General features: G+C 67.8%; 17 protein-coding genes, 1 tRNA gene, 2 pseudogenes and 2 riboswitches. Of the genes and pseudogenes, 7 read left to right on the top strand and 13 right to left on the bottom strand.

The annotated features are described in order from the left end of the window. The 3 genes from Manayef4_RS17890 to gcvPB form a co-directional block, all read right to left on the bottom strand. A partial coding sequence (locus Manayef4_RS17890; RefSeq protein WP_070132394.1) for a GGDEF domain-containing protein occupies window positions 1–1,661 on the bottom strand: 1,661 nt, incomplete at its 3' end. A 576-nt stretch (window positions 1,662–2,237) separates the two neighbouring features. Then, complete coding sequence (locus Manayef4_RS17895; RefSeq protein ID WP_254665720.1) at window positions 2,238–2,978, bottom strand: FkbM family methyltransferase; 741 nt, start codon at window positions 2,976–2,978, stop codon at window positions 2,238–2,240. A 331-nt stretch (window positions 2,979–3,309) separates the two neighbouring features. Continuing rightward, entirely contained in the window at window positions 3,310–6,528 is a 3,219-nt protein-coding gene (gcvPB, locus tag Manayef4_RS17900) for an aminomethyl-transferring glycine dehydrogenase subunit GcvPB (RefSeq protein WP_070132398.1), read from the bottom strand. A 55-nt stretch (window positions 6,529–6,583) separates the two neighbouring features. Then, window positions 6,584–6,707, bottom strand: a riboswitch (glycine riboswitch). Continuing rightward, a riboswitch (glycine riboswitch) is annotated at window positions 6,708–6,805 on the bottom strand. It lies immediately after the preceding riboswitch. A 1,045-nt stretch (window positions 6,806–7,850) separates the two neighbouring features. Here gcvPB and Manayef4_RS17905 point away from each other — a divergent pair. Further along, a complete protein-coding gene (locus Manayef4_RS17905) occupies window positions 7,851–9,053 on the top strand; it encodes a hypothetical protein (protein ID WP_070132400.1) in 1,203 nt (400 codons plus the stop codon). A 20-nt stretch (window positions 9,054–9,073) separates the two neighbouring features. Continuing rightward, a pseudogene (locus Manayef4_RS26165) lies at window positions 9,074–9,319 on the top strand (IS607 family transposase); the annotation flags it as partial. Window positions 9,320–9,405: 86 nt separating this feature from the next. Here the strand turns inward: Manayef4_RS26165 and Manayef4_RS17910 are convergent. Next, a complete protein-coding gene (locus Manayef4_RS17910; protein ID WP_070132402.1) occupies window positions 9,406–10,170 on the bottom strand; it encodes a PIG-L family deacetylase in 765 nt (254 codons plus the stop codon). Window positions 10,171–10,530: 360 nt separating this feature from the next. Here Manayef4_RS17910 and Manayef4_RS26170 point away from each other — a divergent pair, with 360 nt between their 5' ends. Continuing rightward, window positions 10,531–10,830, top strand: a complete 300-nt coding sequence (locus tag Manayef4_RS26170) for a hypothetical protein (protein WP_023841002.1) — start codon at window positions 10,531–10,533, stop codon at window positions 10,828–10,830. 137 nt (window positions 10,831–10,967) lie between these two features. Here Manayef4_RS26170 and Manayef4_RS17920 read toward each other — a convergent pair whose 3' ends face one another. Further along, window positions 10,968–11,963, bottom strand: coding sequence for a MoxR family ATPase (locus Manayef4_RS17920; RefSeq protein ID WP_011438438.1), 996 nt, complete (start codon window positions 11,961–11,963; stop codon window positions 10,968–10,970). A 1,179-nt stretch (window positions 11,964–13,142) separates the two neighbouring features. Between Manayef4_RS17920 and Manayef4_RS25125 the strand changes: the two genes are divergently transcribed. Beyond that, window positions 13,143–13,307, top strand: coding sequence for a hypothetical protein (locus Manayef4_RS25125; protein WP_023841005.1), 165 nt, complete (start codon window positions 13,143–13,145; stop codon window positions 13,305–13,307). A gap of 110 nt (window positions 13,308–13,417) precedes the next feature. Here the strand turns inward: Manayef4_RS25125 and Manayef4_RS17925 are convergent, their stop codons facing one another. Both Manayef4_RS17925 and Manayef4_RS17930 read right to left on the bottom strand, forming a co-directional pair. Beyond that, on the bottom strand, window positions 13,418–13,735 hold the full coding sequence (locus Manayef4_RS17925; protein WP_023841006.1) for a hypothetical protein: 318 nt from the start codon (window positions 13,733–13,735) through the stop codon (window positions 13,418–13,420). A 446-nt stretch (window positions 13,736–14,181) separates the two neighbouring features. Continuing rightward, complete coding sequence (locus Manayef4_RS17930; RefSeq protein ID WP_035941592.1) at window positions 14,182–14,607, bottom strand: hypothetical protein; 426 nt, start codon at window positions 14,605–14,607, stop codon at window positions 14,182–14,184. A 711-nt stretch (window positions 14,608–15,318) separates the two neighbouring features. Here Manayef4_RS17930 and Manayef4_RS17935 point away from each other — a divergent pair. After that, window positions 15,319–17,988 carry an FUSC family protein gene (locus Manayef4_RS17935; RefSeq protein ID WP_070132404.1) on the top strand — a complete coding sequence of 890 codons (2,670 nt, stop codon included), beginning with the start codon at window positions 15,319–15,321 and terminating at the stop codon, window positions 17,986–17,988. Window positions 17,989–18,064: 76 nt separating this feature from the next. Here Manayef4_RS17935 and Manayef4_RS17940 read toward each other — a convergent pair whose 3' ends face one another. Then, the gene (locus Manayef4_RS17940) at window positions 18,065–18,718 is read right to left on the bottom strand and encodes a hypothetical protein (protein ID WP_235608997.1); all 654 of its coding nucleotides are present in this window, start codon (window positions 18,716–18,718) and stop codon (window positions 18,065–18,067) included. A 387-nt stretch (window positions 18,719–19,105) separates the two neighbouring features. Beyond that, window positions 19,106–19,309 carry a hypothetical protein gene (locus tag Manayef4_RS26175; protein WP_241883117.1) on the bottom strand — a complete coding sequence of 68 codons (204 nt, stop codon included), beginning with the start codon at window positions 19,307–19,309 and terminating at the stop codon, window positions 19,106–19,108. Between the two features lie 196 nt (window positions 19,310–19,505). Between Manayef4_RS26175 and Manayef4_RS17945 the strand changes: the two genes are divergently transcribed. Further along, window positions 19,506–20,321 carry an SAM-dependent methyltransferase gene (locus tag Manayef4_RS17945; RefSeq protein ID WP_070132406.1) on the top strand — a complete coding sequence of 272 codons (816 nt, stop codon included), beginning with the start codon at window positions 19,506–19,508 and terminating at the stop codon, window positions 20,319–20,321. Window positions 20,322–20,406: 85 nt separating this feature from the next. Here Manayef4_RS17945 and Manayef4_RS17950 read toward each other — a convergent pair whose 3' ends face one another. Beyond that, window positions 20,407–22,656, bottom strand: coding sequence for an MMPL family transporter (locus tag Manayef4_RS17950; RefSeq protein WP_070132408.1), 2,250 nt, complete (start codon window positions 22,654–22,656; stop codon window positions 20,407–20,409). Window positions 22,657–23,179: 523 nt separating this feature from the next. Between Manayef4_RS17950 and Manayef4_RS17955 the strand changes: the two genes are divergently transcribed. Next, window positions 23,180–23,255 (top strand) — tRNA-Thr (locus Manayef4_RS17955). A 440-nt stretch (window positions 23,256–23,695) separates the two neighbouring features. Here the strand turns inward: Manayef4_RS17955 and Manayef4_RS25130 are convergent. The 3 genes and pseudogenes from Manayef4_RS25130 to Manayef4_RS17965 all read right to left on the bottom strand — a co-directional run. Further along, complete coding sequence (locus tag Manayef4_RS25130) at window positions 23,696–23,842, bottom strand: hypothetical protein (RefSeq protein WP_011438446.1); 147 nt, start codon at window positions 23,840–23,842, stop codon at window positions 23,696–23,698. An 87-nt stretch (window positions 23,843–23,929) separates the two neighbouring features. Then, a complete protein-coding gene (locus Manayef4_RS17960; protein WP_011438447.1) occupies window positions 23,930–24,337 on the bottom strand; it encodes a hypothetical protein in 408 nt (135 codons plus the stop codon). 42 nt (window positions 24,338–24,379) lie between these two features. Further along, window positions 24,380–24,588 (bottom strand): annotated as a pseudogene (locus Manayef4_RS17965) (hypothetical protein); the annotation flags it as partial.

Raw genomic sequence — 24,588 nt, forward strand, 5'->3', positions numbered from 1 at the left:
CCGACGTCATGCCCACCGACGTCATGCCCACCGACGTCATGCCCACCGACGTCATGGCCCGGTCTGGCGGAGCCGACCGCGACCCGGTCCCGTCCCGCGGCCTTGGCGGCGTACAGCGCGCGATCCGCGGCTGCGACGAGCGCGAAGGTGTCGTCCGCGTGATCGGGGAGGGCCGCCGCTCCGACCGAGACCGTCACAGCGATCAGCAGCGACTCCTCGCCGGTGTCTCCCCGGACACCGGCACCCGACCGGGCCTGGCCGCGCGCCCTCGTCGGCTCCGCAGACCCCGCAGCCCCGGACTCCCCCGTGCGGGCCGGCGGATCCGGAACTCGCGGCGCGGGCAGGACGATCCGGACGGGTTCTCGTCCGACGCCGCGGCGCAGACGTTCGGCGATATCGGCGAGGGCGTCTCCCCGGACATTCAGCGTGAGCAGCGCGAACTCCTCACCCCCGTAACGGGCGACGACGTCACCGGGACGGGTCACGACCAGCAGTCGCCGAGCCACCTCCGTCAACACCTGATCACCAGCCGGATGGCCGAATCGGTCGTTCACCGACTTGAAGTGGTCGACGTCAACGAGGATCAGCCCCATTCCGGATCCGGTGCGTCGTACCCGACCGGCCGCCAACCTCATCTCGGTCTCCAGATAGCGGCGGGTACGCAGGCCGGTCAGCCCGTCCGTGATCRCCAGACGCCGCTGGTCGGCCTCCAGGCCCGCCATCCGAACGATGATCAGAATCATCATGATCGCACTTACGGCCACGGCGACCAGCAGATCCCGTAGATCACCACGGATCACCTGCACGGCCAGCACGGTCGGAGCCACCAGCCCGGCACTCGACAGTGCCACCAGGCGCCGGCCGCTGCGCGCCTGCGCACGCGGGGACGCCGGCCGCGTGAGGTCGACCATGGTCGGATGYAACCCGGCGGCGCCGAGGGCGAGGTTGCCTGTCAACCAGATCGCGTCGAGGTAGTTGCCGACCTCGAAGGTCCMGTTCGTCTGCTGCACGACGTAGATGGTGTCGGCGGTCAGGTTGGCGAGCAGATTGCCCGCCAACAGGAAGAAGGCGGGTGGGCGGCTCCCGTGCCCCAGCACGAGACGGATGGCCACCCCCAGCAGCGCCAGATCCATCGCCGGATAGGCCACCGAGGTGACGCCGACGAACAGATCATGGTCCGCACGCACCTGCGGCGCGATCAGGTAGAGCCAGGACAACAGAACCGCCGCGAGCAGGAACATCGATCCGTCGAGCAGGCCGGCGATGTCCCGTTCCTGGGTCCGTCGCCGGGTCAGCAGAACGAGACCGACGACGAACAGCGGATAGTGGCCCAGATATAACACATCCGGCAAGGCCGGATACTCTGTGATGTCAAGCACATAGTGAAAGATGTAGAAGGCACCATCGCCTATGGCGTACATCACCTGRCTGATTCCGATCAGCAGCCAGGGACGTCGGTCGGCCAACTCCTGGCGTCGCAGGCCGAGGAACACGGCCCCCGCGGCCGAGGCGCTGAGGCAGAGGTAGATGACCAGCCGGACGGCACGTGGGYCGCCGGTCGTGGGAAACTGGCCGTAGACGAGGATGGCGATCAGACCKAGACAGAGATAGACAAGCCAGACGTGGCTACGCCAAGCGCGCCGCCACGATGGAGCCGGCATCACCCCTCGGTTCGCGACGCGGGATCCGTGCGGGACAGCGGACGTGGCAGCGGCGCCGGGGTCCACCGGGAGGTCCGGGCCGGTGCGTCGTCCAGCTGAACGTGATGCCGTTGATGGGCGTTCGTTGTCGGGTTGACCGAGGGAATCGAACCTGTCGACCGTGCAGGACCGGCTGGCGGTGAACAGCCGCCCCGGAGGGACCGGGCCATGAGCAGCCTCTCAGTGTGGACGTACGGGTGGTACGCGTACCGGCCACGTACGCCTGTGGTGCCTTGCGGCATTCCGTTGCCGCTCACRGCACCTACAGCGCCACTGAGCCCACCCGTCTGGTTTCGACGGGTCGGACRCCGCGACCTACCGAAACCGTATCGAATGGTTGCTCTTCGTACAGGAACATTTGAAGCCCGATGGGCACTATTGTCCGATCATTTGTCCGATCATTGTGCGGGATTCGCCCCGTCCGGACGGATCTCGACTGGCGCGGTCACGAAGGGCGAGCTTCGCCCGGACCACTACGAGCCGATGATCGGCAAGTCAGGCCGACGACCGCCGTCGCGGACGTTTCCGCGACGCGGGTCAGGGGTGGGCGACGAAGTTGAAGTGCGCCCCCGACGCGAAGGTCGTCCGGAACATGGGCAACGTGTAAGGACCGTCGCCGTCCAGATCGAAGATGCGCAGTCCGAGATCATTGTCGACGAGCGTGTACATCTCGTCGGCCGTCGTACCGTAGTCCCGGGCACCGGCACCGAACTCGAAGACGAGATGCGGCCGGCTGGAGCCGATCAACTTCTGGCCGCCCTTGAACACCCCGTACTCGGCCCCCTCGACGTCAACCTTGATCAAGGTTGGCCGGTAGTCGGCCGGCATCGCGTCGTCCAGCGTCTCGACGGCCACCTCGATCCGTTCGACGTCCTCACTGTCGGGCACCCGATCACGCAGCCCGCTGTAGGCGGGCCTGCTGCGGACGTAGGTGAAGGGCAGCACCCCCGGCTGGTCGGCGAGCGCGGCCTGTCGTACCTCCACCGCCGGGAAATCGGTGGTCAACGCCGCKGCCATGTGCGGCAACGGCTCATAGGCGACGTGCCGGCCTCCCGGGGCGTGCCGGAGGATGGTCCGCAGAACGTCACCCTTGTGCGCGCCCACGTCGATACAGTTCGAGTCCTCCCGGAGGACGAAGGACAGCAGCAGCGCCAGATGCCGGTCGTCGCTGCGATTGCGGCGGGCGGTAGGAACGACGTTGTCACGCACCAGCTTCAGCGCCGGGCCGAGGCCGATGTCGACCGCCACCCGCCGGGYCCTTGCCAGCTGCTTTTCCATCCGAGGATCCATCCGCCGCGACCTCCTGTTGTTCAAGCGGTGACCTGCCGGAGTGTCATCGCCGAATGACCCATTATGACAGTCAGTACACCACTATTGGGCGAACATGATCCACGGTCAAGACCAGTAACAGGAATTTCAAGTCCACTTCATTCCCGCTCGACCCCGCTCGACCGATAATCCTTACGTCACGAAAGAGTTCGACTTCTGAACCCTTCCGCAAGGGAAGGGTTCAGAAGTCGCGGCAGACTACCCAGCGAGACCGTTCGACCTCGCATCGGCCGCCGCCGCGATGGAGAAAATCGACGGCGGCCGCGCCGGCATCCCGTCCTCAGCGGGCTCCGGCGAGAATCTGCTCGTCGACCGGCTCCGCGGCGAAGGATCCCACCGGTGGGCAGGTGCAGACCAGGTTGCGATCACCATAGGCGCCGTCGATCCGACGTACCGGGGGCCAGTACTTGGCGGCCYGCAGCGAAGCGACGGGATAGGCCGCCACCGATCGCGGATAAGCGTGTGACCATTCGTTGGCGGTAACCATCTGTGCAGTATGCGGAGCATTATGCAGGGGATTGTCGGTCCGCGGCCAGATACCGTCTCCGACCTTGTCCGCCTCGGCCCGAATGGAGATCATTGCGTCGCAGAAACGATCGATCTCGCCGAGATCCTCACTCTCCGTCGGCTCGACCATCAGTGTTCCGGCAACCGGGAATGACATGGTCGGAGCATGGAAACCGTAGTCGATGAGACGCTTCGCCACGTCGTCCACGGTGACGCCGGTCAGCTTCGTCAACGGCCGTAGGTCCAGAATGCACTCATGGGCGACCAGCCCGTCCCGGCCCGCGTAGAGCACCGGATAGTACGGATGCAGCCGGTGGGCAATGTAGTTGGCGTTCAGGACGGCCACCGAGGTTGCCCGGYGCAGGCCGTCCGCCCCCATCATCCGAATGTAGGCCCACGGAATCATAAGAATTCCGGCCGAGCCCCACGGGGATCCCGAGATCGGGCCCACTCCGGTGGCCGGTCCTGCCTCCGGCCGCAGCGGGTGGTTCGGCAGATAGGGCAGGAGTTTCTCGACCACGGCCACCGGGCCGACCCCCGGACCCCCGCCCCCATGCGGGATGCAGAACGTCTTGTGCAGGTTMAGGTGGCTCACGTCGGCCCCGAACTGCCCCGGCCTGGCGAGCCCCACCAGAGCGTTGAGATTCGCTCCGTCGACGTACACCAGACCGCCGGCCTCATGCACGATCGCGCACGCCTGCCCGATGCCCTCCTCGTACACACCATGGGTCGACGGGTAGGTGACCATCAGCGCGGCCAAGGCGTCCGCGTTCGCGCGGGCCTTGCGGGCCAGATCGTTCAGGTCGACGTTTCCGTCGTCGTCGCAGGAGACGACGACCACCCGCATTCCCGCCATCGCGGCGCTCGCCGCATTCGTCCCGTGCGCCGAGGAGGGAATGAGACAGATGTTTCGCACCACGGATCCGGGAACAGCATGATCGCGGTGATAGGCCCGGATGGCGAGCAGCCCGGCGAGCTCACCCTGGCTGCCGGCATTCGGCTGGAGGGAGACCCCCGCATATCCGGTGATCTGCGCGAGCCAACGCTCCAGGTCCTGAATCATCGCGAGGTATCCGGCGGCCTGGTCCAACGGGGCAAATGGATGGATGTCAGCGAATTCCGGCCAGGTGACCGCGGCCATCTCAGTGGTCGCGTTGAGTTTCATCGTGCACGACCCCAGGGGGATCATGCCCCGGTCAAGAGCCAGATCAAGATCGGACRGTCGACGCAGATAGCGGAGCATCGCGGTCTCCGACCRATGGTCGTGGAACACCGGATGCTGCAGGTAGGGATCCGTACGCACCAGTTCGGCGGGCAGCGCCACCGGCTCGTCCGCCGCTTGGTCCGCCTGGTCCGCCTGGTCCGCCTGGTCCGCGCGGGCCACGAGATGATCGTTCGCCGCCGCGACGGACCCGGTCCAGGCCCCGGTCCGGATCTCGGTCCCGGTCCCGGTCCCGGTCCAAGTGATGYCYGCCGTCGCCTCCGGGCCCACCCCGAAGGCCGACCGGACGGCCTCCAGCTCGGCCTGGCCCGTCGTCTCGTTGCAGGAGATACCCACGTGGTCGTCGTCGACCAGCCGCAGGTTCACGCCCCGCGCCAACGCGTCCGCAACCACCTGGGTGGCCCGGCCCGGCACCGCGGCGAGGACGGTGTCGAAGAACGCGTCGTGCACYACCGTCACACCGGCGGCGCGCAGGCCTTCGGCGAGGCGCACCGCGTGCCCGTGGATGCGACGCGCGATCCCGGCCAGGCCCTCCGGGCCGTGGTAGACCGCGTACATGGAGGCGAGTACCGCGGGCAGCACCTGGGCCGTGCAGATGTTGCTCGTCGCCTTCTCCCGTCGGATGTGCTGCTCACGGGTCTGCAGGGTGAGCCGGTACGCGGGTGCGCCGTCCRCATCGACCGACACCCCGACGAGCCGCCCCGGCAGGGACCGTTCCAGCCCCTTGCGCACTGCGAGGTAGCCGGCGTGCGGGCCTCCGAAGGACAGCGGTAGTCCGAACCGCTGCGTGCTCCCCACCGCGATGTCCGCGCCGAGGTCGCCAGGCGCCCGCAGCRGGGTCAGCGCCAGCGGATCGGCGGCGATCGTGACGACGATGCCGCGCTCCCTCGCCGATGCGATCACAGCACGCACATCCCGCAGGACGCCCGCCGGCCCGGGATAGGACAGCAGCAGGCCGAAGGCCGCATCCAGCTGCGCCGGGCCCACGGCCGTGAGTCCGGCTGCGAGATCCGCGACCACCACATTGATCCCCAGCGCCTCCGCCCTGGTCGCGACCACCGAGACGGTCTGCGGGAGGGTGTCGGCATCGATGAGGAACGTCGCGCGGGAACCCTTCGCCGTCCGAAACGCGATCTGCATCGCCTCGGCCGCCGCGGTCGGCTCGTCCAGCAGGGAGGCTCCGGCCACCGCAAGGCCGGTCAAATCAGTGATCATCGTCTGGAAGTTGAGCAACGCTTCCAGGCGGCCCTGGGAGATCTCCGGCTGGTACGGCGTGTACGCCGTATACCACGCGGGGTTCTCCAGGACGTTGCGCTGGATGACTCCCGGCATCACCGCGGGATGGAATCCCAGCCCGATCATCGAGGAAACCGGTCGGTTCCTGCTACCGAACGCGCGTAGGGCCGCGAGCACCGCGGGCTCGCTCAGCGCCGCGGGAAGATCCAGATCATGGTCACGGATGCTTGCCGGGACGGCCGCGTCGGTGAGCGCGGCCAGTGATTCCACCCGYAGCGCATCCAGCATCTCCCGTTGGGATGACGGGTCCGGGYCGATGTGCCGATCGGCGAACCGCGGGATGGCCGCGGCGGRCAGCCGCCTCGCACCGTTCCTGCCCACCGCCGCGGCACTGCCCTGTCGCGGCGCCCCCGACCGCGCGTGCGACGACGCGGGACTGATGGTGGCGGTCGTGGCGGTCGTGGCCGGTCCATCGGCAGCCGTGGCCGGTCCATCGGCATAGGGGGTGTCGTCGTACTGGGTGACGTCAGGCATGATGACTGCTCCGGAGGTCGGGCGACGACGGATCATGCCGGCGCCGCGGCGGGCCTCCCCCTCTGTCATTGACCTGAGAGCTTCACCAGCGCCGCCGCCGGCAGTCCGGGGAGCTGCGGGCGGGGAACGCGGCTTTCACCGTCGGCGGGACACCCCACGGCGTCCACTTTCCAGAGTTGCCTGACCCGGCGGTTGGGGGCCTGAGAGTTTATGGGGAGAGCTTGCTCCTTCGGCGTCCCGAACGGCGAGCGACCGGGACTCTCCCGCACGGGCGTGAGCGGCATCGGTATGGAGTTGTGGGACGGGGCACGGATGACCCGGGGATGCCTACCAGTAGCGAATGATCGACTCCCAACTGGCGCCGGTCCCCTCGACGCCGGCTGCGTTCAGCCACGATTCCACTCCCCGAACACTAGCTGCGGGGGCCCCGCGGGCCAACCAGCGTCCCCCACCGAAACCTGTCCGCAACATGAACACACGAACCCGTGGGGCCGTGGGCCCCGACCACGGGCTCACGGGCTMACGGGCTCATCGTTCGTCCGCCATCCGATCCCGCGGGCGGTGGCAGCGGCCTCGGCGTCAAGGCCGCCCGCCGGTAGGCGATACGACCGCGGATAACTATATATTTAGACACATGTCACAACTCTACAAAAAATATCAAGAAACATCAAGATTCCGAGATGTGCTTCAGGACTGACGTCGAAAAACCGGGCCATGCCCCCTGGAATGCCCTCCCGATGCTCTCCCACCCGCGCGGACGACACCTACACAGATGAAATGCGAGGTATCGCCGGGTCGCCGGACTGCACGCGCATCATACGGTTCATCTGCACCATCCGACGCCGACGCCCGCCATGAAAGGTGCGGCCGGGCAGGCCGAACGCGGACACAGACACGAGGGCGTCATCACACGAGCTGGATAGGAAGACGGCCAGTAAGCCGTCATCGTCGACTACCCGGCAAAAAATTCGCCATGGCAATTGATCATGTGGCAACCACCGCCTGGGGTTGAACCGGTGCGGCGTCTGGACTTAACCTACGGATGCCGGCTGCGCGAGCTTCATTGCACTAGCTTCATTGCACGGCGACCACTCTGGGCGATGGCAAGTAGGAGGAGAACTCCTCTTTCCGCCGTCCAACATCACGGGGAGGTAGAGCTCGATGCAGGGCCTTCGGTCACTGTTCAGAGGTCGATGCGCCCTTATCCCGTCACTCCACACGCAGGGCACGGATGCGTATCCGCATCCCGGCAGCCCGGCGGTCGCCGGGGTGCCAGCGGGGAGACCGGTACAGCCGTTCCACCATTGGAACCCGACCGGGCCATGAGATYGCTCCAGAGAGCACAGTCCTTCGGCCAGCTGGCATCCCTGGTCAGCCTGATCGGGGTGGGTGTCGCGCTCAGCGCGCTGTTTCAGCTGTTCCACCTGCCGAATATCTCGAAGGTGCACGGCTATCGGATGGYCATCGCGGTGCTGCTGRCGGTCGGCCTGTACGGCGCCACGCTGGGGATCGCCCGCGCGGCCTGGGCGGACATCCGCCGGATCGTGCTCGTCGTCACCGTGGGCGTCGCCCTCAAGGCCCTGCTGATCGGTGGCGCCCTGGCCCTCGCGCTCGGCGACCCGCTGTACCTTCTTCTTGGCGTGGTGGTCGCCCAGATCGATCCCCTGTCGGTAGCCACGCTCACCTCGGGTTCGCGAATGTCCGAAYGCGGTCAGGATCTCCTGCGCAGCTGGGCTGCCTTCGACGATCCCGTGACGGTACTCCTTACTGTGTCCCTGGTCACAGCGGTCGGTTCGACGTTCGTCAAGGACCAGCCCGCGATGACGCCGGATCTCGGTGGACCGTCGGGAGTCAGCGGTTTCTTCGTCGGCTTGGCGCTCAACCTCGGMCTCGTCACCCTCACCGCCCTGCTGTGGCGGGGCGCCAAGAGAAACGCGACCAGCGCCCTGGCATTGACAACGGGTCTGATCATGGTGGCAGCAGGGTTCTTTCTCATGCTGGCGGTAGCAATCGGTGGGCTGATCCTCCGTCCCGATGCCAAGCTCTTCCCCGAGCGCGGGGACGACTTCTTCCCCCACCTCGTGGAGAGGACCGTACGGGTCGCGTTCTATGGTGCGGCGGTCGCGCTCGRCCTGCTTCTCTCCGGCGGAATCGCCTTTGTCCACGGGGCCGCTCTGGGAGCCGCAGCCTTCGCCGCACAGGGTCTCGTCGGCTACCTTCTGACCCACCGCATGTCCCGACGTGACCGGGTTTATCTGGCCGCTTCCCAACAGAACGGCATCACGAGTATCGTGCTGTCCCTGGCCTTGGAGCCGGCGATTCCCGGGGTCGCCGCCGTCGTCGCTCCGGCGATCGTCACCATCAACCTGCTGCACTGGCTGATCAATCGCTGGATCGGCACCAGGCCGAGCGTCTTCGGAATCACCGCCGCGGACGACGCGGCCTTCGACGACCGCGGCCTTCGACGACCGCAGCCTGCCGCTGCGGGAGATGTCCCCGCGGGGCAGCGACCTGCTGGCTGTTGAGTAAGTGATGCGATGTGTGAGTGAACTTGAAGCAGGGGGCGCAGCGTGCGGGTGCCCACTACGTCACCGCCTACCGCTGGTTTCGGGAAGGGAAGCTGCCCGTACCGGCGCGCCCGGTCGGGCAGCTGATCCTGGTCGAGCCGTCCGCCGTCGAACGCCCCGCGGGAGCCGCCGCGGTGTACGCGCGGGTCTCCCCCGCCGACCGGCGTCCCGGCCCTGACCGTCCGGTTGCCCGTGTCACCGCATGGGCAACCGGACGTGAGCTCGAAGACCTGCTCCGGCTGTGGGGCCGCCATCCGGCAACAGGTGGCTGCGAGCAAGGCGCCTACTCATGCTTCATGACCCGCAACGGTCAGACGAAGACCGTCTCGGCTGGGCGCAGGAGCCGCGCCAAGGCCTCGGCCGGAAGCACCGCAGCATCGGCCGGATGGGTTGAAAGCGGAGCAATCTGGGTGCGGTAGCAGTCGACCGCTCGCTGCTTGGCCCGATGCACGTCGACGGGAAGATGCACCCGTCGCGCCCTGGCCCAAGGAACTCGCGGGTCGTCCGGCACCGCCCAGTGCCAGGTCCAGATGGGGTACTCGAGCAGCCSGGTGCCCGCCCGCGCGGCGGCGATCTCCGCCGCCCGACCCGTCGCCTCATGATCTGGATGACGATCCCCGGCATACGTCGCGAGYAGCCACCCGTCGGCGGTGAGCAACGGTTCCAGCTGGTCGGCCAACAACTCCTCGTGCCCGGCGACCCGCCCGTCGCGCAGGCCGACCCGATGCACCGGTACCTGGGCCAGGCCGAGTTCGGCGAGAGCGGAATGCTGTTCCGCCACCCGTCGCCGCGCAAGCTCGGCCGGCGACAGCGTCGGAGATCCGGGATGGGATGCATCACCATCAGTCACAGCAACAACGGTGAGCGACACACTCAGCGTAGACAGGATGGTCATCAGACCACCGATGCCCAGCACCTCATCGTCCGGGTGGGGAGCCACGATCACCGCGTTTGTGGGCGGAACGGTCAGGTCCAGCTCCGCCCACCCCGGATCCCATCCCTGCCAGACYGATTCGGGGGTCCCGCTGTCGTCGGCGAAGGGCCGACGCTCGTCCGCCACGCGTTCCTCCTGCATCGTTCTTCCATACGGCATGCGGCGCGGCACCACACGGACATCGGTGCGGTCATCGGCAACGCCACACGCACGGGGCGGCATAGCGCCCCCACGACGCCGGCAGGCACCATCACAGTCCCATCTTCCGGGCACAGTCCCATCTTCCGGGCACAGTCCCATCTTTCGGACAAAGCCCACTCTCCCGGGTGCGCCCACGTCGCAAGCAGGGTGGGCGGGGCGGGACTGCGCTGGGCTTGAGCGACGGGCCGAAACGCGACGGGCCAGAACGCGACGGGCCAGAACGCGACGGGCCAGAACGCGACGGGCCAGAACGCGACGGGCCAGAACGCGACGAGACGCGGRAACTGCGTGGAGCCGGTGATGATCGAGGGGTACCGATCGTTCGAGCTGATAGGGCACGGCGGTTTCAGCACGGTCTACCGCGCGGAACAGGAGATATTCGATCGCCGGGCCGCCGTCAAGGTGATGCATTCCGATCTGCGGGATCCCGCGGCCGAGCGTCGTTTCGTGCGCGCATGCAAGGCGACCGGGCGCCCCACCGGACATCCGCGCCAACACGGATACAGCCAGGCATGGGAGTACCTACCGGCTACAGTCGTCACCCTGGACGGACAGAACGAGCCCATTCCGGGGGTACCGGCCTGTTCGGGCTATCTGTAGCCGTTGCGCGAGTACGGCCGGGAACGGGCCCCTCGGTCGAGGCCACACCGTCGAGGCCATGCTGTCCATCCGGCGGAGTCCAAGGTCCATCCGCCGGCCCGTCCGGCACCCGATGTCGGCCGACYGGAGTGCCACGGTCAGATGCCGACGAGACGACGCGGGGACGGGATGGTCTCGACGACCTCGTCCACGACGTCCTCGGCGATGACGCGGCGCAGTTCCGCCTCGGGGCTCAGCACCAGCCGGTGTGCCAGGACCGGCTTGGCCAGCACCTTGACATCGTCGGGGGTCACGAAGGCCCGTCCCTGCGACGCGGCACGCACCTGGACGGCCCGAAGCAGCGCGATACTGCCTCGTGGGCTCGCCCCCAGGCGGACGACATCCGGCAGCGTGCGGGTCGCGGCGACCAGATCGACGATGTACCGCCGGAGGGCGGGTGCCACATGGATGGCGAGTGTCCGGGCCGCGTGGGCCACCACGTCCTCCGCCCGCATCACCGGTCTCAGATCCTCGATGCGCCGACCCACCTGCCGACCATCGAGGATCTCCAGCTCCGCAGCGAGGGAGGGATATCCCATCCGCAGTCGCATGAGGAACCGGTCCAAGCGGGCCTCGGGCAGGCTGTACGTGCCGTCCAGGTCGATCGGGTTCTGCGTCGCGACGACCATGAAGGGCCGCGGTACCGGATAGCCGGTCCCATCGACRGTGACCCGCCCCTCCTCCATGGCCTCCAGCAGAGCCGACTGCGTCTTCGGCGAGGCGCGGTTGATCCCATCGCCGATGACAAGATTGGTGAACACCGGGCCCGCGCGGAGTCCGAACTCGCCGGCACGCTGGTTGTAGACCATCGTCCCGATGATGTCCGCGGGCAGCAGGTCGGGCGTGAACTGGATGCGATGACAGCCGGCGCCCACCGACGCGGCGAGGCTGCGGGCCAGGGAGGTCTTCCCCAGACCGGGGACATCCTCGACGAGGAGATGGCCGTCGGCGAACATACAGATCGTCGCGAGATCCACCACCTCACGCTTGCCGCGGATGACCTTCTCGACGTTTGCGACCACATCATGGAAGGAGGCTGAGAACGTGGCAACCGCGGACCGGTCGCCAGACGTACTGTCGCGGCCGTCGCCCATGCGGGTCACGCGCTGCCTCCTAGCCCAGTGGTGTCGGGGAACGAGGACCGTCCGAGCGATGCGGACAGCGTGCTCAATCACCGGAATGGGCTCCTCGTGGGTTGATGGAGGCGGACCGTGCCGGGCGAGGGGGCAACCGGYCCGGTCCGCCCACGGGCGGCGGGGGGAACCGCCCGGGTACGGCGGCCCGCGGCGGCCGTCGCCGCCGCAGAGCCGATCCGTTCCGCTGCGATAGACGACGAGCCGACCCGCTTCGTTGTTCCATAACCCKACTGAATTGTCGATCCAGTGATCCTATGACCGGATGGTATCGTCGATCGCTTCGATTCGTGCAGATCTTGCTACTCTCCGTAGAGATCTGGGTGTGACATCACGAAAGGCGGCACGAGGGTCGCAACCTGTCGACCGAGAGAGGCGTCTTACGCGACAAGAACGACAACCCCGCCCAGACGGACCATCCCGAGATGGGCAACATCAGCCCAAGATGCTTATGGCCTKTCCGCGTATTGTTGGGTGATACGTGGAGATGTGGTGAGCGATGTACCCCTCCTACGGCGCTCACCCGGAGGTGTCTGTGTGGGCGGGGTGGCCCGCCCACACAGACACCGGCACCGCAGCCAGACGGCGTCGGGCCCATGAACGAAAATCGATGGCCAGCCGGTCCAGGCCCCTCAGTTCGACGACGCGGAATCCGACAACGTCGTGCAGGCCGYGGTCGTGCAGGCCGCGGGACCCGGGTCGAAGCCGGCGGTTGCATGGTGAGGACATGGGTGAGGACGAGGTAGGCACCGCTGGGCAGGGCGTCCACGAGGCGGCGGACAATGCCAGGCTTCAGGAACGGTCCGGATGCGGTCGGTGGYGGGCGGCTGGACGGCCGTCGGGCCACCCGGGGCGGTAGGAAAGGAAGTGCGTGYGCACGCGGGCGGTCACCGAGATCCATAAACCCGCGGAGCAAGATCCGTGAACCCGCGGAGGCCCTACGGATAGTGAGGTGCAGAACCCGCGACGCATCATTCGTCACGTTTTGTAGCTTCATCAGAGATACATTAACGCGAAGGAAACACTGATTTACGCCCCAGAAACCCTACCGTGCGAGCCTCCTTCTACGTATCACCCGGCTTCCACCCTCGAGYCGGGCAGGCCAACCGGTAATCTCAGCACGGTGAGGTGATTACAGCTATGCACGACATTGTGACGATAGCCGCCACTATTAACGAGCGTCCCACTCTCGAGGAAACCGACGCGATGCTGGCCGAATTGCGGCGGCTACCACGCGATGGGAAGACCATCGAGCTGATCGATGAACTGCTCGAATTCCGGTCGCTCCTGAAGGCGACGGCCTGAGCTGTACCCCCGGAGCGACCGGAATCGAACGATCGGAACCAGTAATTATCCCGACAACCCGGCGGAGTTTCGTGTTCCGGACGGTGTCGTCGGATCACCCGTCTGTCGGGTTACTGCTGACCCCCGCCGAACGGCTGGCCCTGCTGCTGCTGCTCGCCGCCCAGCCCCGAGGCGAAACGCTCCCCAGCGATTCCTCCACCCTGAACACCCGCGCCTACTCCCGCAAGCTCCAGGAGTCGGTTCTCGACGTACCGCTCGCTGTGGTGCGTCTTGTCCGCGATCCGCTGGACGAGGTCGTTGACGCTCGTCGCAGAGTCAAGGTCCGCCGGGCTCACCTGACCGAACTGGTCAAGGATACGGTAACGAATCTGCCGCCAGTTCTGCCGCAGCTGCTGTTCCACCTGCTGCACCTGCTGCTGTTGAGCCATTTTCCCTCTTTCTCCTCTCGAGCAGAACATCCGGATGCGTGTCGGCCAGCACCGGCCGGCACGGGAGGGACGTTACCGCAGCCGAGTCGGGCGACGTCAAACCCGAGAACCGATATGAATGTATCCTCATGCATCCGACGTCCGGCACCTGCGAGTCGCATTCAGAGCACATCRCTTCGTGCTGGTTGAGAAGATGACCGCAGCAGGGTGGAACTCGCACCAAGGGAACAAAGTGCCGCACTGTACAGGATTCTTGAAATCTCGGTTGAACAACGTTTCAGAGCGGCGGAAATCCTGGACGATGGGCGGGTGGTCATCCGTCCGCATGCCCCTCGGCCTGCCGGCAGGTGCCGGTCCAGAAAAGTCAGTACGTGGACCCCGCCGCCCCGAGAGTTAGACAGACCACCATCAACCCAAACGGACGCTCGCTCAGTGAGCCTCATACCTCATTCGAGTCCCCAGCGGGTGGCGGTGAGGTCGAGGCGGTCCTTGACGAGGTGGCGGCAGGTGCCCTCGACGACGCCGGTCGCGATCGGCCAGCCGTTGGCGAGCGCGGTGTCGTAGCCGAGGTAGGCGGCTTTGGCGGTCAGGTAGGGGGCTTTGGCGGTCAGCCAGTTCCGGGCCAGCTCGACCGCCTGGCGCTCGCCGACCCGCTGCCCGGTGAACCGCTCCACCGTGGCGACCGGCGCCACCCCGGCCCGCGTCTCCCGTTCGGCGAGCCTGTCCAGACAGGCCTGCAGCAGCGCCCGCTGCACCTCCCTGCCCCGATCGTGGATCAGCTCCTCGAGCGCGTCGGCTGTCGACCCCGCCGCGGCRCTGCCCGCCAGGTCCGCCTCCAGCGCGGAGTACAGTGCACGCGCCGCCGCGAACAACCCCGCCCGCGCGGCTTCCGTCGCTACTCTGCGCCTGGCTCTGGGTGCCAGCCAGCGCCCGATCGGCCTGGGCGCACCACGAACATGGTCCCTCGGCGACAGGCCATCGAGCACAGCATCGAAGTCCGTGCACGACCGGCTCGACACCCCAGGTCAGCGGACGCTCCGGCTCGGCCGGGTCGCCGGTGTTGACCTCCAGGCCGTGGATGAACGCGAACATAGCTCGGCCAGGCTGACAGCCGCGCCACGACGATCGGCCCCTCGGCAATGACCTCGTGCCAGGCCTCCGCATACCGACAGGCAAGATTCTCATCGACGGAGGCAATGACGTCGACCGGTGCCGCCGCGCGGACCGGAGATCCTCCACATAGATCAGGAGGACTAWTCAGAACCCTTCAATCAAGATCCTTAGCGGCGCCCTGCCCTACGACAATGCATGATCTAGATCATCTGAGCTGAGAGGCCTGGATAAGCCTCCTCGTAGGTGCCCCTGATCGAGGACAGCACGGCCGGCGAGCGCGGTGACCACCAACGTTCACGAGGTCGGATCCGCATGATCGCGCAGCGGCCGAACTGTGGGAAGCCAGGCACGGTTCAGGGACCGCAGACCGTACTCAGGTCCCCCAAATTCACCGGCCGTCGGCTAGGACAGTTCGGCTAGGACGGTTTAAGTAGGTACGGCGATGGTCCAGGGCAGAGGTGGAGGGGCCGATGCAGGACGGATGGCTGGGACGGCTCACCAGAGCGTTCCCCGACGACCCCGGGCTGATCAACCTCAAGGCGGCCGTCCGGGTTGCCTTCATCGCCCCCACGCTGCTGGCCGTCACCTATCTGGCTGGTGGGGACGTGCGGCTGAGCCTGTTCGCCTGGTTCGGCGCCTACACCCTGCTGGAGTTCATCGACTTCACCGGGCCGACCAAGACCAGGCTGTTGGCCTACGTCGCGTTCGTGCTTATCACCGTCTCGCTCATCGTCATCGGCGCGTTGTGCTCCCGGACACCTTGGCTGGCGGCACCGGTGACCGCGCTGGTCGCCCTGGTCGTGCTGTTTTCCGGGGTCCTCAACGCGTATTTCGCCGCCGCCGGACGGGCCACGCTGATGGCCTTCGTCCTGTCGGTGATGACGCCTGGCCCGGTGTCCGCCATTCCGGAACGGCTCGCCGGCTGGGGGGCCGCCATGGTGGTGGCCGTCACCGCGGCCATGGTGCTGTGGACGGAGCGGCCCCCAACACGGCTGCGTGCCGCGCTGGCCCAGGCGTGTCGGTCGATGGCCGCCGGGGTGGCGTGGACGACCATGCCTTTTCCGCAGTCTGACGGGACCGGGGCGGACGGGACCGGGGCGGACGAAGTTCCCCGGATCTGGACCGACGTGTTCCACCTGCGCCGCAGGTTCGCCGAGACCGCGCACCGGCCCAGCGGTGTCGGCGGGCGCACCGCGGCGCTGGGGTATCTCGTCGTGGACGTCAACTGGCTGGTCCCGTTCGCCGAACCGCGTGCGGACCGGAATCGGATCGCGGCGGCATGCTTCCCCCGCGAAGCTGCCGAGATCCACACCGCCGCCGCTGCCACGCTCGCCGCCGCGGCCGATCGACTCGACCGCGGTCCACGGCCGAGCGAGAGGCTCGGCCTGGACCGTTTGGAGCGGGCTGAGCGGAGGATGCGCACGGCCCTGCTGGACTACCTGGAGGGGCAAGTCAGCCGGCCGGCGCCGGACGCTGACGGGTGGAGCGCCCGATCGGCCCAGAAGATGGATGATCTCGTGGTCGCCGAGTCGGAGCAGCCGCCGGCGGACCTCGCGATCGCCGAGGCGTTCCGGCTGCGCAGGCTGGCCCGGGGGACCCGGGAGCTGGCGACGAACGTGCTGCAGGTGACCGCGCCGGCACCGGCGCTGCGCTCCTGGGTGCGGCCGCGTGGCTGGCCCGCCAGRCTAAGGCGGCTCACCCGGCGAGGCGCCGCCGCCACCGATCTGGCCGCCGGATATGCCAGCATCCGGTCGGTGTGGTTCCGCAACAGCGTCCGCGGCGCCGTGGGGCTCGCCCTCGCTGTCGCCCTGGCCCAGAACACCGAGGTGCAGCACGGCTTCTGGGTCGTGCTGGGTACCCTGTCGGTGCTGCGGTCGAACGTGGTGGCGACCAGCTCGACGATCCTGCGGGACCTGCTGGGCACCGGGATCGGCATTGTGGTGGGTGGCCTGTTCGTCGCCCTGATCGGTACCCACACCGTAGTATCGTGGCCGCTGCTGCCGCTGGCTGTGTTCGTCGCCGGCTACATGCGACGGAAGTCGTTCTTCGCGCTGGGCCAGGCAGGCTTCACCGTTGCCATCCTCATCCTTTTCAACATCGTTGAACCATTAGGCTGGCGGGTGGGGCTGGTCCGCATTCAGGACGTTATGATCGGCTTCGGGGTTAGCCTGGCCGTGGGAGCGCTGCTGTGGCCGCGAGGAGCGGCGGCGGTAATCCGGCACCGTGCCGCCGCGGCCTATCGGATGGGCGCGGCTTTCCTCGCCCTGGTCGTCATGCGGGCACCCGGTGATGACGATCCGCCCAGCGCCCGGCCGCGAACCTCGCCCTGGCTGGACCCGGCCTATACCGACATGTCGGGCCATCCGGACGGCCCCGCGGACACCATCGGTGTGCTCGTGAGCCGGGTCGGCGCCTCCCGAACAGCCGGCGCATCCCAAACAGCCGGCGCATCCCGAACAGAGGACGCCGACACCGCGGGCTCGGACGATGCGGCCCTCCGCCGTCCCAGCCGGKACCAGCAGGTGGCCGCCGCGGCCCGCGATGCCATCCGCGCCGGGCGGCTGCTCGACGACGCGGTCCGTCAGTACCTGTCGGAGCAGCCTGACGGCCGGCTCGACGTCGACGCGCTCATGACCGTCGTCGGCGGGGCGCTGCGGCTGCGCCGGACCGCGCAGCTGCTGCACGCCGGCGACGTGCCCTGGCCGGCCGACATCCTGCGGGCCGGGGGCGGCGTCAACATGATCGCCTCGACCATAGAGATCTCCGCCGCGCTGCCCGATCTGGCCGCAGCCCAGGAAGCGGTCACGGTGGAGACGACCGAGCTGTGCGACTGGTATCTGCGGTTCGCCGAGGCACTCGGCGGCGGCAAGCCTCCGCCGCCGGCAGACCCGAACCCMACTCCTGGCCCGGCCAGCATGGCGGCGCTGGCCGTGGTGCGCCATGGCGCCGCCGCGCACCGACGCCCGGAACTACGCGCCGGCGTGGCGCTCGCAGCACGCGCGACCTATCTCGACATCCTGCGTGGTCTGCAACCGATGCTCACTGACGCGGGCCTGGCGCTCGTTCACCAGGGCCCCGCTGGACGCCGCGGCTGGGCGGCCGACGTACGACCCCGGCGGACTCGCCGGATGCCACGCTGATGAACCCATCCGTTCGCTGACTTCGTTACGGTCGCCCGTCGTGGCGCAGGTGCCCCACCTGCGCCACGACGGCCGATCAGTTCACCTGGGCGTGCCGCCGGCCATCGGGCGCCGGGACGAGCCGGCCGCAGGCCGCCGGGTCGGTCGCCTCCTCGGGCAGGGCCGGATTGAGCTCGCTGCGGCCGGGGCCGTCGTAGCGGCCGTTGTGGCTGAAGTCGACACCGTGCTGTTCGATCACGCCCTCACCGGCCCGCAACTGCGCGGCGACCGCCGGGGTGACCGTGAACGTGCGGTGGTAGGTCGCATTCCCAACCGGGAACCTCGCCACCGCCAGCTCGCTGGCCGGGCTGGTGTCGCCGGACGTGGTCAGCGACACCGCGACCGGGCCACGCCACGGGTTGCCGTCAACGGTCCGGAAGTGGCCGTGGACGCCGGTGCCGGTCACGTTCGGCGGTGGACAGACATGGCGGCCACCGATATGGATGTGCTGCGCGTGCGGCAGAGCCGGCGCCAGCCCGCGACTGAAGATCGAGATGGTGAGTTGGTCGCCCCGCAGGATCGCGGTAGCGGTGCTGCGGGCGCCGGAATGGTTCAACGGCATGAGTGTCGCTTGAAGGAAGGTCTCCGCGGCGCCGGAGCCGGGCGTCGGCCCGCCGCGGCCACCGTCGGCGGCCGCGGGTGTCGCGGCAAGCGCCGACAAGACCCCCAGCCCGACGGCAGGCAGCAGCACCTTTCGAATCAACTGACTACTCACAGTCATGAAGTCATAGAAGGACGTGGGCCCGGACGCGTCAAATCGACCGACCGAAACCTGCGGGGTGCCAGAACTGGGTCATCGGCGTTGATCTAGGCTTTTAGGCGGCCCGTTCGTATTCGTTGATCAAGCCGCCGAGGGCGGGGCGACGTGTGGTCCTTTTCTTGGTCAGATCAGCAACGGGCTGGTCGGGCCGTGGTGGCTGAAGATCGCGGCTACGGTGGGGCGTCGTTCGCTGTAGCGGGCCGCGTAGGCGTCCGCCTGGGAGTTCGGGGCGGGATCGCGACCGCGGTGATGCCGGCGTCGGCGAGGACCGCGTCGGCGAGGACCGCGTCGAACGATGCGGTGAACTGTCCCGCCCGGTCACGGATCAGGAACGGACTTCGGGTGGATGCGGCGCAGCACTGCGACCTCGTGCCGCAGCACGAGCAACTCGATGTCCTTGGATGCCGACGACCGGCCGAGCAGCACCAGCCAGCCCCACACACCCGAACGAAGATCAGACAGAACAGATAGAACAGCCACACCGACGCAGGTGACCATGATGCCGGCAGCCGCGCCGCACATCGTCCCAGCTCACAGGCCCAAGCCGACTTCTGGCGCCCCACAGGCCGGCCGAGAGTACATGTCCCAGCAGTTGATCCGCCGCTATTTGCGATGATATACCCTAAAATCGGTAGCCGAGGTTGGCCCACAGGCCACACTCCGACTGGATCTTCCTGCTTCGCCGGGTTCGCCCGGCCGAGCCAGCGTAAGGAGAGACGTGGCTGAGCAGCACAATGGCACCGGGAACCCGACGGGCCATTCGAAGATCGACACGACGACGCCGCATTCAGCTCGGATCTGGAACTACTGGATGGGCGGCAAGGACAACTACCCGGTGGACCGCGAGGCCGGCGACGCCTACATCAAGGTGTTCCCGGGGATCGTCACCCTGGCCAAGGAGTCCCGGCGGTTCCTCATCCGGGCTGTGGCCCACCTCGCCGGCGAGAGGGGCGTCCACCAGTTCCTCGACATCGGCACTGGCCTGCCGACGATGCAGAACACCCATGAAGTCGCCCAGCGCATCGCACCCGATTCCCGCATCGTGTACGTCGACAATGACCCGCTGGTACTAGTACACGCCCGCGCCCTGCTGGTCAACACCACACCGGAAGGTGTGACAACCTATCTCGACGCTGATCTCCACGATCCGGACCGGATCATTGCTGGTGCCAAGAACGTACTGAACTTCAACGAGCCGATCGTCGTCATGTTCATGGGGATCCTGGGGCACGTCRCCGACTTTGATGAGGCACGGGCGATCGTGGCGCGGGTGGYGGCCGCCGTCCCGTCCGGCAGCTATCTACTGCTGTGGGACAGCACCAACACCAGCGAGGGCTTCGACGAAGCCCAGCAGGGCTATGACGACACGGGCGCGGYCCCCTACATCCTGCGCAGTCCGGATCAGGTTGCCCGTTTCTTCGACGGTCTGGACCTTCTAGAGCCGGGTGTGGTGTCGATCTCGCAGTGGCAGCCGGACGGCGCCGAGGGCTTTGCCGCAGTGGATGGATACGGCGCCGTGGCCCGTAAGCCGTAGAATTGGATGATCTAACTTTTGAAGGTTTCGCGCGGCCCTACCTACCGATAACGGGGAAGTAACGCAACACGCCCGGGTCCCATCCCTATGTACTCCTCCGGGAGAAACGGCCGCCGCGCGTGCCGTTGCCCGCGTGGGATGGCGCCGACGGCGGGTCGTACGACCTCGTGGCCGCCCTCGCCGGCCGGCGCTGCGCGGGTACGCCGCCAGCGGTTTCGCGGCGCCGATCCAGGTGCACCAGCGCAGGGAGGACGACCGCTCGCACCACGAATGCGTCGAGCGCCACACCGACCGCCAGACCCACCCCGAGCAGCTTCAGCGTGCGGGACGGCTGCGCCACGACCACCGACAACGCCAGGATCATGATGAGGTTCATGGTGAGGACGACGTGCCCCACGTCGGCATGGCCGCGGCTGACCGCGTCGCCTTCGAGCGCCCGCCAGCCTGGCGCATCGGTTTCGCGCAGTCTGCTCAGCAGGCTCAGGTTCATGCCCGGGGACAGGCCGAACCCGACGACCAGCACGAAGACCAGGATGAACGGTTCGATCGGACCGGCCTGGAGGCCCAGTTTCCCGGCGAAACGGTCCTGCTGGAAGACCGTCGCCAGGACACCGACCGTCGCAAGGCCGCACGACAGCTCCGAAACGGCGAGCACGGCGGCGGTGACGCGCGAGGACGCCGTGAGGAAGGTCAGCGCGCCCACCGCGAGCAGGACCACGAACGCGAACATCGGCAGCGCGTCGCGGAAGTCCGCGGCCATGTCGGCGAACAACGCCGCCTGCCCGCCCACGTAAGCGCGGCTCACGGTGGGCCGCAGTACCGCCGGCAGGACGTCGTTGCGCAGTCGGTGCACCAGATCGTAGGAGTCCGTCGACCGGGGCCCCGCCTGCGGCAGTACCTGGATCAGGGCCAGGCCCGACTCGGGACTGTCGAACGAAACGTATGCGTGTTTGACCCCCGGCGTCGTGTTGAGGGCGGCGACGACGTCGGTCACGGYGACGGTCCGGCTGCCCTCCCCCCGGTCGACGACGACGAGCATCGGCCCGTTGAGACCGCTGAAGAAGTCGCGGCTGACCACGTCATACGCGCGTCGCGCGGTGGCCGACGTGGGCTCCGCGCCCGCGTCGGCGCCACCGAGCCGCAGGGTTACCACCGGTGCCGCCATGGCGACAAGCAGCACACACGCCACGGCCACGGCGACAGCCGGGTGGCGCCCCACCTGCCTGGCCCACCACGATCGCACGCCCGGCCGGTGCGGTAGGCCACGACCCGTCGTGGTCAGGGAATGCCGTCCGACCCAGCCCAGCATCCGGGTGCCGCCGAGGACGAGCAGCGCTGGCAACAGCGTGAGGGTGACCAGGGCGCTGAGCACCCCGGCCACCCCGGCCGCGAGGGCGACTCCCGTGAATGGGCCCAGGTCCAGCAGGAGCACGCCGGTCATCGCCACGCTCAGGCACACGCCACCGGAGGCCAGGGCGGCGACCGACTTCACYATCGCCTCGGTGGCCGCGTCGACCGGGCCCACACCCCGTGCCAACGCGGTCTGCGCCCGGTACACGACCAGGACGGACCCGCCCAGGCTGACCCCGAGGGCGATCATGCCGCCAAGCAGAGCGGCGAAGGGAGTAGTCAGGACATGGTGGGACAGTACTGTCGTGACGGCCACGGTGGTGACGGTGGCCATGGCCGCGACGACAGCGGCGATCATGGCGGCCACCCTCGAACGCAGGGTCAGGCACAAGACCGCCAGCGCGACGGCGAGAGCGGCCAGCAGCGGTCGGATCGGGACGCCGGCCGAGGTGAGCGCGGTCGCGCCCGGTCCGCCCAGCTCCACCTGAAGCTCGGGACCGCCGTAGGACCGGGCCGTGGCCGAGACCCGTTTGATCGCGCCGAGGTCGAGTTCGAGCGCCGACGCTTTCATGATTACCGGAGCCACCGCCGTGCGCCCGTCGGCACTGACCGGTGACACACCCAGCACCATCCTGCCTAGTGGTCCGAACGGGTCGGCGACGGTGAGTACCCCCGGCAGCTTCCCGACATCGGCGAGCAGCTCCTCGACCTGTCGGTGCACCAGCGGGTCCGCCAGCGTGCCGCGCCTGGYGTGCAGCACGATCTGTTCGGTGTCCGGCAGGACGCCGCCCGGAATCACCTTGCGCGCCAGATTCATTGYCCGCTGCGACTCGGAACCGGGAACCGTCACATCGTGGCTGTATTGCGCGTGACCCGCGATCACGAAGAACACCGCGGGCAGGAGGAGCACCGCCCACATGCCGACCGCGATCCAGCGACGGCGGGCACACAGACGTGCGACGCCTGTCAACGCAACGATCAGCATGGTTGGCCCTTCGCTATTTTGGACAACCTATCTCGCGGACAAGCAACGTCAATCACTCTTTGGTGGGGCTCTTTGGTGGAGCTCGTCGTCCGATAATTCTGGAGACGATTCACGGGAGACGGCACTTTACGGCGTTCCCGCACGCCTGGCCTCGTGCTCGACCGTACCGCCACGAACTGCCCGACAACCGCTGTGACAAAATTTGTTCACCGATTCCGGCACCACATTTTTCGGTGGCAAGAATGTGGACGGCGGTATCGGTGCCGCTCGGGGTACCCCGATGGCGGCGCTGACCGGGTCGACTGGGTCGACCGGGCCGAGCTGGCCGAGCTGGAGCTCCTCGCCCGCTTCACGATCGAGGAGCGGGTGCCGACACGTCGACCGGTTGTAGGTGCTCGCCGGGTTCGCGCCGGGCAACCGGCGGGGCACGCCACGGGTACCCTTTTGATCTTGCCGGGCCGGCGGCGAACCGGCCGGTGGCCTCAGCGTCTCAGTGCGGCGGTCGGGTATCGTTAGATCGCCCGCCGGCGTGGCGCAATTGGTAGCGCACTCGACTTGTAATCGAGCGGTTAGGGGTTCGAGTCCCCTCGCCGGCTCCAGACAGATGGTCTCTGACCTGCGGTTTTGCGAAATCGAAGATCATCTATTCAAGATCGAAATGGGTTTGTGTGCGCATTGTGTGCGCATTCGGCAATTGTGTGCAGGGAACGATCATGAACGGGGTGTCCTCTCCGGGCGCCTGGGCCGGGACCTGCGGTCGCGACACCGCCCCGACGACGGTTACGTTCCGTTATCGCCTGCCGTTCTGAGGGCGGGTGGGATCGGCGAGAACGATGCGTGGCGGCTGACGGTAGCCGGTCCGCCATCCCACCCCACGCCACCGCGGCACGGGGATCGGACGTTCACGGCGCCGCCAGGGTCGATGGCGGCGCCGTGGACGTGAACATGGCGACGGAGCAAGCAACCCGGTGTTAGCACCGGGGATCGCCGCAGCGTGGAACGGGATCCGCCGTGCCCCCACGGGTCCGCCCCGGTCAGGTCACCCCCGACCCGCACCGGCGACATCGACGCCATGGCCGACGCTATGGGCCTCGACGCGGGTCGCGGCCAGGTACGCCAGATCCGGATAGTCGAGATTCTTCGCGGTGAACGCCGCCGCGACGCATGCTTCGACGAGCGTGTCCAACGCCAGCCGGTGGGCCTGCTCGTCGGCCGCCAGACGGGGCCAGGCGGCGCAGGTGGTGAGCTGAGCTGACCGAGATCCAGCAGGCGGCTACCTCGGCTTACGGCGGCGCCGGTCAAGGGCCGCTATGCCGACCGCGGCCACGGCGACGACGAGCAGGCTGCCACCAAGCTGGACCTCCTGCCAGAGGCGGTCATGCAGCGATGCGCTGGCGCTCACCTTCCGCAGCTCTCTGACCAAGATCAGTGCGATGACGGCGAAAAGRCCCGCCTGCTGGGCCAGCATGGACAGCGGCGGACGCACGAGCCGGCGCAACTCCTGGTTTGTTGCTTCCTGGGCGTCCCACCGTTTCTGCTCCGCGGCGGCTCGCTCCGCTTCCCCGATACCGTCGATGATCAGGTTTCGTTCCCGTAGATACTGGTCCTGCAACAGGCCGTGGCTGCCACGGCTGCCGGTCGCGGGCAGGAGCCGCAGCGCGTTGTCGAGGCGCTGTTGCATTGGGCAGAGGCGGGGCGTGGTGGAGCCGTCTCGGGTGGGCGGTCAGATGGCCAGGGTGAGCTCGGTAAAGGCAGCCGTCAGCCGGTTCCGGGGGTCGGCATGGGTGAGTCCCCCCGCGTGGTGTAGATCGGGATCGACGCCCAGTTCGTAGTGGCCGCGGCGGATGTTCTGCACGAACGTGTGCCCGGAGCCGATGGTCTGTGCGGAGCGGAGGCGTTTCAGGCCGCGCATCGGCCGTAGTCGTGCCTTGA

Origin of the sequence: Frankia sp. CgMI4 (assembly GCF_001756285.1) — a bacterium.
Lineage (GTDB): Bacteria > Actinomycetota > Actinomycetes > Frankiales > Frankiaceae > Frankia > Frankia casuarinae.

What these genes read in the sequence shown, in the direction of transcription:
- Manayef4_RS26170 (WP_023841002.1), top strand. Translation starts at nt 10,531, where the DNA reads ATGATCGAGGGGTACCGATCGTTCGAGCTGATAGGGCACGGCGGTTTC.
- Manayef4_RS25125 (WP_023841005.1), top strand. Translation starts at nt 13,143, where the DNA reads ATGCACGACATTGTGACGATAGCCGCCACTATTAACGAGCGTCCCACT.
- Manayef4_RS17925 (WP_023841006.1), bottom strand. Translation starts at nt 13,735, where the DNA reads ATGGCTCAACAGCAGCAGGTGCAGCAGGTGGAACAGCAGCTGCGGCAG.
- Manayef4_RS26175 (WP_241883117.1), bottom strand. Translation starts at nt 19,309, where the DNA reads ATGTGCGGCGCGGCTGCCGGCATCATGGTCACCTGCGTCGGTGTGGCT.